Source organism: Paenibacillus gansuensis, from assembly GCF_042684925.1.
In the GTDB taxonomy this organism is placed as follows: domain Bacteria; phylum Bacillota; class Bacilli; order Paenibacillales; family DY6; genus Paenibacillus_N; species Paenibacillus_N gansuensis.
On record NZ_JBHUME010000019.1, the window covers coordinates 252,833 to 266,639 of the forward strand.

11 protein-coding genes and 1 riboswitch are annotated in these 13,807 nt (G+C 55.4%); of the genes, 9 read left to right on the forward strand and 2 right to left on the reverse strand.

Features of this window, described 5'->3' with window-relative positions; all coding sequences use genetic code 11:
* Positions 1–11: 11 nt before the first annotated feature.
* The gene (locus ACFSUF_RS23990; protein WP_377607380.1) at positions 12–1,256 is read left to right on the forward strand and encodes a class I SAM-dependent methyltransferase; all 1,245 of its coding nucleotides are present in this window, start codon (positions 12–14) and stop codon (positions 1,254–1,256) included.
* 61 nt (positions 1,257–1,317) lie between these two features.
* On the opposite strand, the gene ACFSUF_RS23995 is transcribed toward ACFSUF_RS23990, so the two are convergent.
* Complete coding sequence (locus tag ACFSUF_RS23995) at positions 1,318–2,730, reverse strand: hypothetical protein (RefSeq protein ID WP_377607382.1); 1,413 nt, start codon at positions 2,728–2,730, stop codon at positions 1,318–1,320.
* A 210-nt stretch (positions 2,731–2,940) separates the two neighbouring features.
* Positions 2,941–3,043: riboswitch (guanidine-I (ykkC/yxkD leader) on the forward strand.
* Between the two features lie 75 nt (positions 3,044–3,118).
* On the opposite strand from ACFSUF_RS23995, the gene ACFSUF_RS24000 reads away from it, so the two are divergent.
* From ACFSUF_RS24000 to ACFSUF_RS24020, 5 genes are all read left to right on the forward strand, one after another.
* Complete coding sequence (locus tag ACFSUF_RS24000; RefSeq protein ID WP_377607384.1) at positions 3,119–3,832, forward strand: urea amidolyase associated protein UAAP1; 714 nt, start codon at positions 3,119–3,121, stop codon at positions 3,830–3,832.
* Positions 3,829–4,482: an urea amidolyase associated protein UAAP2 gene (locus ACFSUF_RS24005; RefSeq protein WP_377607386.1), complete on the forward strand. Its 654-nt coding sequence runs from the start codon at positions 3,829–3,831 to the stop codon at positions 4,480–4,482. The genes ACFSUF_RS24000 and ACFSUF_RS24005 overlap by 4 nt, the downstream gene beginning before the upstream one ends.
* 34 nt (positions 4,483–4,516) lie before the next feature.
* Positions 4,517–8,155, forward strand: coding sequence for an urea carboxylase (gene uca, locus ACFSUF_RS24010; protein WP_377607388.1), 3,639 nt, complete (start codon positions 4,517–4,519; stop codon positions 8,153–8,155).
* An 8-nt stretch (positions 8,156–8,163) separates the two neighbouring features.
* Positions 8,164–9,912 (forward strand): allophanate hydrolase, encoded by a 1,749-nt coding sequence (gene atzF, locus ACFSUF_RS24015; protein WP_377607622.1) that lies wholly within the window; start codon positions 8,164–8,166, stop codon positions 9,910–9,912.
* A 125-nt stretch (positions 9,913–10,037) separates the two neighbouring features.
* Positions 10,038–10,394 (forward strand): group I truncated hemoglobin, encoded by a 357-nt coding sequence (locus tag ACFSUF_RS24020; protein WP_377607390.1) that lies wholly within the window; start codon positions 10,038–10,040, stop codon positions 10,392–10,394.
* Between the two features lie 192 nt (positions 10,395–10,586).
* On the opposite strand, the gene ACFSUF_RS24025 is transcribed toward ACFSUF_RS24020, so the two are convergent.
* On the reverse strand, positions 10,587–11,057 hold the full coding sequence (locus tag ACFSUF_RS24025) for a stalk domain-containing protein (protein ID WP_377607392.1): 471 nt from the start codon (positions 11,055–11,057) through the stop codon (positions 10,587–10,589).
* Positions 11,058–11,408: 351 nt separating this feature from the next.
* Here ACFSUF_RS24025 and ACFSUF_RS24030 point away from each other — a divergent pair, with 351 nt between their 5' ends.
* The 3 genes from ACFSUF_RS24030 to ACFSUF_RS24040 are packed head-to-tail and all read left to right on the forward strand — an operon-like array spanning position 11,409 to position 13,760.
* The gene (locus ACFSUF_RS24030) at positions 11,409–12,068 is read left to right on the forward strand and encodes an amino acid ABC transporter permease (protein ID WP_377607394.1); all 660 of its coding nucleotides are present in this window, start codon (positions 11,409–11,411) and stop codon (positions 12,066–12,068) included.
* On the forward strand, positions 12,061–12,783 hold the full coding sequence (locus ACFSUF_RS24035; RefSeq protein WP_377607396.1) for an amino acid ABC transporter ATP-binding protein: 723 nt from the start codon (positions 12,061–12,063) through the stop codon (positions 12,781–12,783). Before ACFSUF_RS24030 ends, ACFSUF_RS24035 begins: the two co-directional genes overlap by 8 nt.
* 59 nt (positions 12,784–12,842) lie before the next feature.
* Positions 12,843–13,760: a DUF6612 family protein gene (locus ACFSUF_RS24040; RefSeq protein WP_377607398.1), complete on the forward strand. Its 918-nt coding sequence runs from the start codon at positions 12,843–12,845 to the stop codon at positions 13,758–13,760.
* Positions 13,761–13,807: the final 47 nt, after the last annotated feature.

The following is a 13,807-nucleotide window of genomic DNA, read 5'->3' on the forward strand; positions in this document are numbered from 1 at the left end:
GACTGTCTATAGTGGAAACAGAAACCCATAACATACAAGAAGAATTGCGTCCCATCCGGGAGCTGTTGTCCGGCCTGTTCGGCGGCGGCAGCGATTCCGGCGGCCCGGCACTGGTCCAAGCCGTACTCAGCCAGGTCCGCCGGAGCGAACCGAACGGGATCACCAAAGCAACCGTGAAGCCGGTCGAACTGAAAGGCAGGCTGATCTACCAGTTCAGTTTTCAACAGGGTCCTAAGGTGCTGCACGAAAACCTGGAACCGGCGGCGGCGGAAGCGCGCTGCATGGAGCTGTTCAGCACGCTGTTCCGTCAAGGGTTGATCCGCACGACGGAAGCAGAGCATCAAATCCTGATCAGCAAAAAGTTTAAAGTTAATATCAAAACCGTCAAAACCGCAGCAGCCAAGCCGGTCCTGACCCATAACCGCAAAAAGAACTACGTGCTGGAAGAAGGCGTCCCGGTCCCGTTCCTGGTCGAGCTCGGCATTATGAACGCCCAGGGCAAAGTGCTTGCCCCGAAATACGATAAGTTCCGCCAGATCAACCGGTTTCTGGAGATGATCCGGGACGTCGTTCCGAGCCTGCCGAAAGGCAGAACGCTGAACATCGTCGATTTCGGCTGCGGCAAATCGTACCTGACGTTCGCGATGTACTATTATCTCAAGGAAATTGAAGGCTTGGATCTGAACGTCATCGGGCTGGACCTGAAAGAAGATGTCATCACCCACTGCAGCGCGCTGGCGGCGACCTTCGGGTACAGTGACCTCAAGTTCCTGGTAGGCGACATTTCCAAATACAACGGCCTGACAGAAGTGGATATGGTGGTCACCCTCCACGCCTGCGATACGGCAACCGATGCCGCACTGGAAAAAGCAGTCCGCTGGAACGCATCCGTCATCTTGTCGGTGCCCTGCTGCCAGCACGAGCTGTTCTCTCAGATTCAAAATGAGACGCTCTCCACCATGCTGGACCACGGCATCATCAAAGAGCGCTTCGCCGCGCTGGCGACGGATTCCATCCGGGCCCAGCTGCTGGAGATTGTGGGGTACCGAACACAAATTCTGGAGTTCATCGATTTGGAGCACACCCCGAAAAATCTGCTCATCCGCGCCGTCAAAGGAGACAGCAAGAACGCAGATAAGCTGGCCCGCAGCTACCGTGAGTTCGTCTCCTTCCTGCAGGCGAAGCCTTACTTGGAGCGGGCGCTGGAAGACCGGTTAGCGCCGGTGTTCAGCCGTGCCGCTGCATGGGAACAATGAAAAAGCTGCCTTTCCAGGTCATATGACCGGAAGGGCAGCTTTTGGCTTATTACAGAGGAAATTACTTTGATTCCCCGTTCAGATAACGGTAAAAAGGCGCATCCACATAAAATTCGTGAGAACTGACGGCGGCCTTCGGATCAAGGGCTTTGAACCCGTCCCGAACGGCCGCGGCTTTGTCGTTCAAGGAAAAGGACACGATATAGTAACGTCCGCCTGACACTTTGTTGTTGGTGATGGGGATATAGCCGTTCAACGGAGTCTCCGAAGTGTAAAGCGGCTGCCACCAGGAACCGGCGATGAGGCCGGGCTGGTTCTCTTCGTTCTTTTTGGCATAGGAGAGAATGATCGGTTCAAACTTTGCTTTATCCGCTGCATTGGCGAACTCAAAGCTAAGGTTATATTCTTTGGCGTACTCGATGTAGTTCCCGTTCTCGATTTGGACTACTTCGTAATTCTCGGACGGCTCAGGCTCTCCCCACTCTTTCAGGTAAATGAAGGCTGACGTCCGCGGTTCGATCTGCACTTTGGCGTCGAGCCCCTCGGTCCGCAACAGGCCGATCAGCTGGACGGCATGGTCGATATCGGAATGCCCGTAGGTAAGGGAGAGCGCATCAACAAAATTAGGAGCATATCTTGCGTCCCGCACCGTGTAGCCCGTGACGATGTCCTGTTTCAACGCACCGTCGCCAATCGCCTGAAGCTCGGGCGCTTTCACGATGCCCGCCGTCGAATAGGCGTTCCGCACTTCCTCGTAAATCCCCGCATCGCTTACGTATCCTACATAGCGTTTGTAGAGCCCTTTGGATTTCAGGAGCTCGCCGAGCAGAACCGAAGTGAAGGCCGGATCTGCTTTTCCGTTCGGCTTCACGTAGCCGATAAACCCTTGCGGTACGATACCCGTATCTACAGCCGCCGCCAACACCTGCGCGCCGCCGGTTCCAAGCTGAGCCGCATGCAGGTGCAGAGGCGCTAAAGTCCGCTTCACTTTATCCGCCGGATAAGTGTACGCTACCTCACGCAGGCCGGAAGCCTTGAACACCAGTTGTACGGCTTGAATGGAGGAGAGTTTTCCTTCCAAATCCGCTTTATCGCCGCTAATAATTCCGGCCTGCTTCAATGCCGCAGCCGCCGCAAAAGAAGGGCTGTCCGGTGCAAGATCACGAAAAGCGATGGTTTTGTCCGACGCCTTGAGGTTCAAAACCGCCGCCACAGCCCTGATCAAATCCCCTCTAGTGAGGTTTCCTTTAAACGAAACCTGGTGCTTCTCTTTCAAAAAGGTTTGATACTCTTGAACCAGCGCCTGCTTGGAAGCAGCGGCTGTCTCATGGGATGCAGCTGCGGATCCAACTGTGACGGTTGTGGTACCTTTTGCGGGACCGGCTGCAAAACTGCTCACAGCAGGCGCGGCGGTAAGCAGGGAAACAGAAAGTGCTACAGGGAGAGCGAACTTTTCAAATGGCCGACGGGGCATGGCAATTCCTCCTGGCAACCCTTAATACCTACTATTCGGGTTGGAATTATAGTTTTAAAGATCGTACCATGGGCATGCAACGCTGTAAATACCATTTTACTATAAAATTAAAGAATGTAATGTTAATTTATCTCACATACAATGACGAAAAACAAGAATGCCTATTGACCATACACAAACCTGATGTTATATTATCTGACAAAAGAATAATCAAATGTTCACTAGGGTTCCGCCGGCGGCCGCCGGGCCTGGTCCAAGAGTGAACGGCTCTCCGGCAAGGGGAGCTCCACGGAAGGATAAAAGCCTGGGAGATATCATGAGACGCTATGTCGAAGTGATGTCTCCCTTTTTGTTTCCCTAAATGAAATAGGAAAAGGAGCTGGAGCTAATGAGCATGTGGAGCACAACGTTACCAGGCGGAGGCAAGTGGTCGGGGGTGATCGGCAAAGGGAAGCTGCTGAAGTTCACGGCACTGGGCGAAGGCGCGAATGTAGGCCTGCTGCTCTACAACGCCAAGGACCTCACAGAACGTTACAATATGCCCGATACGCTGAAGGCCCAACATACGTCCCACCTTACCCGGGGCCATGTTCTGATGAGCGACAACGGGCGGGTGTTGGCCAGCATCGTGGAAGACAGCTTGGGTTGGCATGACCCGGTCGGCGGATATACCACTAGAGAGGGGACGGACCAAAAATATGGCCCCACCAGCTATCAGCAGCAGCGTAACGAGTGGCTGCGCAGCGGCAGGGAGAACTTCGTAGTGGAGCTGGTGCGGAACGGACTGGGACTCCGGGATTTGACGCCGGCGGTAAATCTTTTCTCCAAAGTGTTTGTCGATGAGCAGGGCGGCATGCATTATGAGCTGGGGCATTGTTTCAAAGGTGCCGAAGTGACGTTTAGAACGGAAATGGATGTGCTGCTGGTGCTGTCCAGCACGCCTAACCCGCATGATCCCCGTACCCACTATCCGTCCGTTCCCGTTCAACTGATGGTTTCCCAGGCGGACCCGGTGGATGCTAACGATTTTTGCGTGAATTTCAGGCCGGAAAACTTCCGTGCTTTTGAAAATACATGGACTTATGAGGAGCTGATGTCATGACCGTTTTTAACCGTGTAGAAAGCCCCCGCAGGATCGAAGATGCGATCTATGACAGAATTATCCCCGCGGGAGACGGATGGATGCATGAGCTGCGGCCGGGGCAGGTGCTGCGCATCGTGGATGTGGAGGGTAATCAGGCGGCGGATACGCTTTTTTATGACGCAGATCATCCTGAGGATCACTACAGTGCCCTGGCTACCATCGAAGGCCAACAGAACATTTACCTGACGGCAGGGACGGTGCTGCGATCCGAATCGGGCAAAGCGCTGCTCACCATCGTAGCGGATACTTGCGGCAGGCACGATACGCTGGGCGGCTCCTGCTCCTCCCAAAGCAATACGGTACGGTACGCTCATGACAAAGCCCCGATGCACAACTGCAGAGACACGTTCATGCTGGAACTGGCCAAATGGGATCAGAGCTTCACGAAGCGTGACTTGGCTCCGAACATTAACTTTTTCATGAATGTGCCGGTGACGCCCGACGGCGGGCTGCAATTTGCGGACGGCGTTTCGGGACCGGGGTGCTATGTGGAACTGAAGTCGGAGTGCCGCACGTTGGCCTTGATCAGCAACTGTCCGCAGCTGAACAACCCTTGCAATGCTTACAATCCGACACCGGTGCGGGTTTTGATCTGGAATGAGGAATAGGCGGAGAACGTGATACTTCGGGGGAGGGCTTGAGATGTTTACTAAAGTGTTGATTGCCAATCGAGGTGCGATAGCGGTGCGGATTGAACGGACGCTGAAGCAGATGGGCATAGCTTCTGTGGCCGTCTATACCAAAGCGGATCAGGACAGTCTGCACGTGGATATGGCGGATGAAGCGGTGCTGATCGGGGACGGCCCGGCCAAAGAAAGCTACTTGAACGCGGAGCTGATCCTACGGATAGCCAAGGAGACCGGAGCTGAAGCGATTCATCCGGGGTACGGGTTTCTGAGCGAAAATGCAGTCTTCGCCCGCGCCTGCCGCGAACAGGGCATCGCTTTTATCGGCCCTTCGCCGGAGCAGATGGAGCTGTTCGGCCTGAAGCACTCCGCCAGGGAAGCGGCGGAACGCGCCGGTGTGCCGCTGCTGCCGGGTACGCAGCTGATTACGGAGCTGGATGACGCTTTGACGGAGGCACGGCAGATCGGGTATCCCGTAATTCTGAAAAGCACCGCCGGCGGCGGGGGTATAGGGATGCGGGTCTGCGAGGACGAGGAGACGCTAAGGGCCGCTTTTGACGGCGTGAGGCATTTAGCGGAAGCGAATTTCAAAAATGCCGGTGTGTTCTTGGAGAAATATATCGCCAAGGCACGCCATGTCGAGGTCCAGATTTTCGGCAACCGGTTTGGAGAAACGGTAACGCTCGGGGAAAGGGACTGCTCGATCCAAAGGCGGAACCAGAAGGTGGTCGAGGAAAGCCCGGCGCCGGATTTCCGGGATGAGGTGCGCAGGGCTATGCTGGACGCGGCGCAGCGGCTGGCCGCCGAAGCGGGATACCGCAGCGCGGGTACGGTGGAATTTTTATATGACCCAGATACGGAAGGGTTTTATTTTCTCGAGGTCAACACTCGTTTGCAGGTCGAGCACGGCGTAACGGAGGAAGTGCTGGGCGTAGATCTGGTGGAATGGATGGTGCGGGAGGCGGCGGATGAGCTGACGGGGCTGTCCGAACGGCTGAGGGTACCGGAAGGGCACAGCATCCAGGCGCGTATCTATGCGGAGGACTGCCTGCAGGGCTTCCGGCCAAGTGCAGGGCAGCTCGATCAGGTGAAGTTCTCCTCCAACGCCCGGGTGGAGTCCTGGGTGAGGGACGGAATGTCCATTACGACGCTGTACGATCCGATGCTTGCCAAAATCATCGTGCATGCGCCCACCCGGGAAGAGGCTATCGGGAAACTGATTCAGGCATTAAGCGAGACGCGGATGTACGGCATCACTACGAATCTGCAGTATTTGCAGGCGCTGCTGCAGGAGGCCGAGGTAGCTGCAGGCAAGGTGGACACCCAGCTGTTGAACGGCTATGAACCTGCGGAGTTGGCCATCGAGGTGCTGGACGGAGGTGTACAGACGACTGTACAGGATTGGCCGGGGCGCACCGGCCTGTGGAACGTAGGGGTGCCGCCTTGCGGGCCGATGGATCCGCTTGCCTTCCGGCTGGGCAACAGGCTGCTTGGCAACGCAGAGGACGCAAGCGGACTGGAGCTGACGCTCCGCGGAGGGTCTTACCGGTTCCGTGATGCGGTATGGTTCTGTGTCACCGGAGCGGACATGGAAGCGAAGCTGGACGATCAGCCGGTTGAGCGTTATGTGCCTAGGTTTGCCGAACGGGGGCAGGTGCTGTCATTCGGCGAGTCACAAGCTGGCATGCGGGCTTATCTGCTTATCTCAGGCGGCTTGGATATGCCCCATATTCTCGGAAGCTCCGCCACATTTACACTGGGTGGTTTCGGAGGGCATGGAGGGCGCGCCTTGCGTGCAGGGGATGTACTGGGGATCCGTCCCGGTGGGCGGCCGCCGGTTTGTAAGGAGGCATTGCCGGGAGCCTTTTGGCCCGTGGTCACTGGGGAGTGGGAGATCGGCGTTATTCCCGGTCCGCATTGTACGCCGGAATTTTTGGACCCGGGCTATTTGAAACAGCTGACGGACACGGTTTGGGAAGTGCATTTCAACAGCTCCCGTACGGGGGTTCGCCTCGTCGGGCCGGCTCCTTGCTGGGCGAGGGAAGATGGAGGGGATGCAGGGCTGCATCCTTCCAACATCCACGACAATGCGTATGCCGTCGGGGCATTGGATCTCACCGGGGATATGCCGATTCTGCTGGGGCCCGACGGCCCGAGCCTCGGCGGCTTTGTTTGTCCTGTAACGACCTCCTCGGCGGAGTTCTGGAAGATCGGGCAGCTGAAGCCGGGAGACCGGATCCGCTTCCGCATCCTTACTTTAGAGCAGGCGGAGGCGCTGCGGGAGCGGCAGGAGCGGAATATAGCCGCAGCCGGAACGCAAGGACACCGGGGGATGAAGGTGATCTCCGAACCTGCAGCCTCGGTGGCCGTTACACCGGGTTATCCGATTCTGTACCGCGTGACGGAAGGCCGCCGGTTTCCAATTACGATCCGCTGCAGCGGCGACCGGAATCTGCTTGTGGAATACGGACAGATGGAATTGGATTTGCTGCTCCGGTTTCAGGTACATGCGCTTATGAAAGAGATTGAAGAAAACAGCAGCCTGCCGGTACTGGATTTAACGCCGGGCATCCGGTCTCTGCAGGTGCATATCGATCCATCACGGATTACCGTGAAGGAGGCGGCCCTGCAGGTGCTCGAGCTGGACCGCGGGATGCCGCCGCTGGAGTCGTTCAAAGTGCCTTCCCGGATCGTGCGTCTGCCCCTGTCCTGGGACGATCCGGCAACCCGGCTGGCCATCGAAAGATATCAGCAAAATGTTCGTCCCGACGCGCCCTGGTGCCCGAGCAACATTGAATTTATCCGGCGGATTAACGGACTGGATACGTTGGATGAGGTGGAGCGGACGGTTTTTGCAGCGAACTATCTCGTGTTGGGGCTTGGCGATGTCTACTTAGGAGCGCCTGTAGCTACTCCTGTGGATCCGCGCCACAGGCTGGTTACGACCAAATATAACCCGGCCAGAACGTGGACCCCGGAAAATGCCGTCGGCATCGGCGGCGCATACATGTGCGTGTACGGCATGGAGGGACCGGGAGGCTACCAGTTTGTCGGACGTACGGTGCAAATGTGGAACAAACTGCGCTCCACGGCCAGCTTCCGGCCCGGAAAGCCTTGGCTGCTGCGATTTTTTGATCAGATCCGGTTTTACCCTGTCAGCAGCGAAGAGCTTCTCCAAATGCGGGAGGACTTTCTGCGGGGACGCTATGAGGCGGATATTACCGAGACTACGTTTGACCTAGGAGAATATTTGGCATTCCTGGATTCGATTACAGACAGTGCGCAGGAGTTTCGTACTGCACAGCAGGAGGCGTTCCGCGAAGAGAGGGAAAACTGGCGGCGTATGGGCCTTGCCGAGTATGTGAGCGAGCAGGAGCAGGAGGCTCCGCCGGCGGAAGATGAGCTTCCGGAAGGGACCGCAGCCATCCGCTGCATTATGCCGGGCAGTGTGTGGAAAGTGCTGGTGGAAGCGGGGCAGCGGGTAAGGAAGGGTGAGAAGGTGGCTATTTTGGAAAGCATGAAAATGGAATTTCCGCAGGTGGCGCCGTGCGACGGCATCGTTTCCTCCATCCATGTGGAACCAGGGGATCTCGTGCATGGCGGCCAGCTGATCGCAGGCATCACAGAAGACGAGGAAACGGAGGCGGCGGTCTGATGACGCACATGTCCAAAAGCATATTGCCGGAGACGCTTACGATTGAGGTTCTGAAACAGCTGTATGCGGAAGGGGCGGCCACCCCTCAGGAGGTAGTAGAAGAAATTCTGCTGCGGGCAAAAAGGGACGAGGAGATGAACATTTGGATCACTCCTCCGGATTGGAACGCGGTCGCTCCCTACGTGGAGCGCTTGGCGGAGCTGGATCCTGCCGACGCCCCTCTGTGGGGGATCCCTTTCGCGGTCAAAGACAATATCGATCTGGCGGGCATGCCTACCACCGCCGGCTGCGAGGATTTCACGTGCAAGCCGGAATCCCATGCGGCGGTTGTGGAGAGGTTGATTGCGGCAGGCGCCGTTCCCCTCGGCAAAACGAACCTCGACCAGTTCGCCACGGGCCTGGTCGGCACGCGCAGCCCTTACGGCGAGACGCATAACGCGCTGCGCCCCGAGCTGATCAGCGGCGGCTCCAGCTCCGGCTCGGCCGTGGCGGTGGCCCGCGGGCAGGCCGCCTTCGCGCTCGGCACCGACACCGCCGGTTCCGGCCGCGTTCCTGCGGCGCTGAACCGGCTCGTCGGCTACAAGCCGAGCCTCGGCGCCTGGCCGGTGCACGGCGTCGTGCCTGCTTGCGCCAGCCTCGACTGCGTGACCGTCTTCGCGCACAGCCTCGCCGACGCAGCGGCTGTCGACGCCGCAGCCCGCGGGCCCCACGCCCAAGACCCGTGGGGCCGCCAAGTGCCGGCGCCGGTCGCCCAGCTCCCGGCGAAAGTGCTGGTGCCCAGGGAAGCACCAGCTTTTTACGGGCCCTATGCAGCCGAATATGAGGCTGCATGGAAGGCCGCGCTTGCGGACATCGAGCGCTCCGGCCTGCTTGTGGAACAAGCAGACACGGCGTACCTGTCCGAAGCGGCGGCCATCCTGTACGAGGGCCCATGGGTCGCGGAACGATGGGCGGCCTTGGGCGCCTTCGTCGAATCGCATCCGGGCTCCTCGTTCCCGGTTACCGAGCGGGTGCTCCGCTCCGGTTCCCCCGAGGCAGGGCACAGCGCCGCGTCCGTCTTCCAGGCGATGCACCGGCTGCAGGCGTTCAAGCTGCGTGCGAAGCAGCAGCTGGACGGGGCCGTGCTGGTGCTTCCGACCTGCGGCGGGACGTGGCGGCGCGACGACGTGCGGCAGGAGCCGCTCGGCACCAACCGTGACATGGGCCGGTACACGAACCACTGCAACCTGCTGGACATGGCGGCTGCAGCGATCCCGGCGCATGATGCGGCGGATGGCTTGCCGTTCGGCATCACCCTGTTCTCGGCGGCCGATCAGGAAGGCCTCCTTTTCGGAGCTGCCGAACGGCTCACAGCCGCCTTCCAGCGCCCCAAAACACGCGTAGCCGTCTGCGGACTGCACATGCGCGGGCTGGCGCTGGAGAAACAGATGCTGGAACACGAGGCCGTCTTCCTGCAGGCAACCTCCACAGCGCCGCATTATCGGCTGGTAAAACTGCCGACCGTTCCGCCTAAGCCCGGCCTGATCCGCCTGCCGGAGGGCGGCGCCTCCATCGAGCTGGAGGTGTGGGAGATGCCGCTGGACCGCTTCGGATCTTTTGCAGCCTCCATCCCCGCCCCGCTCGGCATCGGCAAAGTCGAGCTCGCGGACGGCTCGGAAGTCCCCGGCTTCCTGTGTGAAGCTTACGCCTCTGCTGCCGGCACTTCGGAAGACATCACCCACTTGCGGGGCTGGCGGTATTTGAGCCAAACTATTTAGACTTGTGCTTGATGACAGTTAATCCCGAGTGTTTTAAAACATATTCCCGAGGAAGTGAAAAACTTGAATCAGTAAGGTAAACTATGGAAATGATGAATACAAAATTAAATACTGAGGTGATGTAAGTGAGTACGTTATACGAAAAGTTTGGCGGCGAAGAGACTATTGCTAAGGTGGTCGATTACTTTTACGATTTAGTTTTAGCCGATGATAGTGTGAACCATTTTTTCAAACATACAGATATGGAAAAGCAGCGGCGGCACCAAACCAAATTTATTAGCTATGCTTTAGGCGGACCAAACCAGTACAGCGGCGGAGCAATGGCAAAAGTGCACGAAGGCTTGAATTTACAACCCGCGCACTTTGATGCGATTGTTCGCCACCTGGGATCAGCTTTACAGCATTATGGTGTGGGTGAAGAGGATATCGCTACGACATTAGAGAAAGTAGAGTCCTTACGAAACGATATCATATACAAATAAAACCCCTCGAATTCCCCATAAATTACAAAAAAAGAAAGGCATCCGACGGATCCCTTTCTTTTAAATATCACAATGTATATAAGTTTTTTACTTATCCCCGATTCTGATATTTCTCCGGAATAAAACGAACTGTGCACCTTAAAGGACAGCGACAGCCGTTTCACCTTGTGTAATGCCATCGTTACCCTATCCTTAAGTCCCCTTATACTGCGCATCCGCCTGTTTCGCCAAAGTTTCCATAGGACGCTTCAGGTAGTAGTCCGCAAACTGTTTTGTCACATGTACACGGCTCATATGGGCGACAGGAGGAGTATTTACCATGATTTCCTTGCCGTTTGCCCAAATTTTCTTGCTGCCGGCCATCAGTTTCAGCGTATAGCGCAAGCGCTCGGAATTAGCGTCATTATTTTCTGCGCCCTGTGATACAACAGTGAGAGTGATACTTTGGTCCCCTGCGTTGTATACTACGGTATAACCCATTTTCATAGCTGTTTCCCGCAAGGATACATAAGTGACACCGTTCATCATATGCATCGGCACACCTTGATAGGCGGGATCTTTTGTGACCATAGGCGTGGTTTGAATGGCGGCGGATACTGCTCCCGGCATAGCAACAGCGGCACAAAGTAAAGTGGTTGACAGCGCTTTCTTCCATGGTTTCATTAGTTATTCCTCCTTAGTTGTCTTGGGGGGACGAAGGTCCTACTGACATATAACCGCGACAAACAGGATTGAATAACCTTCAGAGGAAAATTTTAATAAATTCCAGAAAGTATAAGCTTTCACCGTATACCTGATTCTAAAATTTCTCCGGAATGAAACGAACTCTCCGCCTAAAGGACGCCGTAAGCACTTTCACCTTGTTGGCCCAAAATTTGCTTAGCATGTTTATTAGTATTTATGTTTGAATATACAGAGGTTTTTGCTATAATGAGTCAGGTGTTTTTATCGTGAAATGACATGCTGCAGGCTATTTTTGACCGGTGGTATAAAGAAATAGGGGGATAGAACGGAATGAATCTGGATTTTAGCAAAATAGTTGAGTATATCCCTTTCATGCTGAAAGGTACCTTGTTTACGCTGCAATTTACGTTCTTCTCCGTTTTGGTAGGCTTTGTGCTCGGACTAATCTTGACGCTTTTCAAAATTTCAAAGATTTTGCCGCTGCGCTGGTTCGCCATTGCGTACACGTCGGTGTTCCGGGGAACGCCTTTGCTGCTTCAGTTGACATTAATTTATTTTGCAACTCCACAGTTGTTAGGAATCGAAATTTCCGCCCTGGCCGCAGGGGTCATAACCTTCGGAATGAACTCGGCCGCCTACCTTTCGGAGACGATGCGCGGAGGGATTTTAGCCGTTGATAAAGGCCAGGATGAAGCTGCTTCCTCTTTAGGTATCCCATATGCAACCAGAATGCGTTACATCATTTTGCCGCAGGCGCTGCGGAACATTTTGCCGTCGATCGTCAATGAGGTTATTGCTCTGTTGAAGGATTCCACGCTAGTGTCCGTCATCGGAGTAATGGACCTGTTGTGGCGTTCGAAGACGGTAGCGAACAAAATTTTCATCTATTTCGAGCCGTTGCTGTTCGCCGGGTTAATCTACTACCTGCTTGTTATGGCATTGACCAGCTTGGCTAAACTACTTGAAAGGAGATTGCGCCGCAGTGATTAAAATCGAGAACCTCCATAAATCGTACGGACAGCTGGAAGTGCTTAAAGACATCTCCACAACGATCGAAAAAGGCCAGGTAGTCGCGGTTATCGGCCCTTCGGGATCCGGGAAATCAACGTTTCTGCGCTGCATGAACCTGTTGGAAGTGCCTACGCAAGGGCATGTCTATATTCAAGGCAAAGATATTACCGACCCGAAATCCGATATTATGGCCATCCGCCAAAATGTCGGGATGGTATTCCAGCATTTTCACCTTTTTCCTCATATGACCGTACTGCAGAACATGACGTTTGCCCCGATGAAAGTGAAAAAGCAAACCAAAGAACAGGCGACGGCCAAAGCGCTGGAGCTGCTGCAAAAAGTAGGCTTGTCCGATAAAGCGGATGTGTACCCGAACCGGTTGTCCGGAGGACAGAAACAGCGTGTGGCGATCGCCAGGGCACTTGCCATGGAACCGGAACTGCTGCTGTTCGATGAGCCGACTTCGGCCTTGGACCCGGAAATGGTCAAGGAAGTATTGGAAGTTATGAAGGACCTCGCTTTCTCCGGGATCACAATGGTTGTCGTGACGCATGAGATGGGCTTTGCCCGCGAGGTGGCGGACCGGATCTGCTTCCTGGACGGCGGCCGGCTGGTCGAAGACGCTGCTCCTGAAGAGTTCTTTACCAATCCGAAGAGCGAGCGCGCAAGACAATTTCTAGAAAAAATGCTATAATGCCCAAATGTGCAGACAACTAAGATAGACACCATGATGCAACGAGGAGGCATTCCGCAGTGAAGAAATGGACGATCGCACTTGTTTCCGCAGTACTGCTTGCAGGCTTGACCGCATGTACGGACAGCGGAAACAATGGAAAAACCGCCGATAAACCGGAAGCAGGGCAGACTAATACCGATAAAGGCCAGAATGGAAACGGCCAAGGAAATACGGAGAGCGCCGTGAAGGGCGATCCGGCTTCGATAAAAGAAGCGGTACAAGCTTCCGCGGAAGCAAAAAGCTTCTCCCTTGCCATGAACATCAAGCAGAGTATGACCCAGGAAGCCGATTTGATCGATATGGATTCCCGGATGAAGCTCGATATTATTAAGCAGCCATTTGCCATGTACCAAAATGTGGTGATGAACATAGGCGGCGAGGAAGATACGAAGTTTGACGCCTATATGACCGATACGGAGTATTTTGCGCACGATCTGATCACGGAAGACTGGACCAAAATGCCGAAGGAATCCATTGCGGAAATCAAGGCTACCTTCTCCAAAATGCAGACGGATCCGGGTGCGGAACTGACGAAGCTGACTCCTTATCTAAGCCAAATGAAGGCGGAAGAAAAGGACGGCAAGCGTGTGTACAGCGTGAACCTGACCGGAACGGGATACGAAACGATTCTCGATGATCTGGTCAAAGGGCTGATTGGTGATCGTCCGGATGCGGACGCGATCTTGAAGACGGCCAAGGTGCAGAAGCTGCAGTATACCGCAACGGTGGATTCGGCGACGAAGCTGCCGCAGCAAATTCATATTTTGACTGATGTGGTGCTGACCGTAGACGGCAAGATGATCGGGCTGAAACAGGATATTAAGGCCGATTACTCCGGTTACAACGAAGTGAAGCCGATCGCCGTGCCGGAGGAAGGCCGCAAGAACGCGCTGCTGCCTCCGACCGAAGAAGAACTGCAGGATATTCAACAATAGTGCAAGCGGACATGAGCCTCGTCGTTATGACTAGGCTTTTTGTCTGA

Excerpts from the sequence above, each read along its gene's own strand:
- ACFSUF_RS24025 (WP_377607392.1), bottom strand. The coding sequence starts at position 11,057 with ATGAAACCATGGAAGAAAGCGCTGTCAACCACTTTACTTTGTGCCGCT.
- atzF (WP_377607622.1), top strand. The coding sequence starts at position 8,164 with ATGTCCAAAAGCATATTGCCGGAGACGCTTACGATTGAGGTTCTGAAA.
- ACFSUF_RS24005 (WP_377607386.1), top strand. The coding sequence starts at position 3,829 with ATGACCGTTTTTAACCGTGTAGAAAGCCCCCGCAGGATCGAAGATGCG.
- ACFSUF_RS24030 (WP_377607394.1), top strand. The coding sequence starts at position 11,409 with ATGAATCTGGATTTTAGCAAAATAGTTGAGTATATCCCTTTCATGCTG.
- ACFSUF_RS24000 (WP_377607384.1), top strand. The coding sequence starts at position 3,119 with ATGAGCATGTGGAGCACAACGTTACCAGGCGGAGGCAAGTGGTCGGGG.
- ACFSUF_RS23995 (WP_377607382.1), bottom strand. The coding sequence starts at position 2,730 with ATGCCCCGTCGGCCATTTGAAAAGTTCGCTCTCCCTGTAGCACTTTCT.
- uca (WP_377607388.1), top strand. The coding sequence starts at position 4,517 with ATGTTTACTAAAGTGTTGATTGCCAATCGAGGTGCGATAGCGGTGCGG.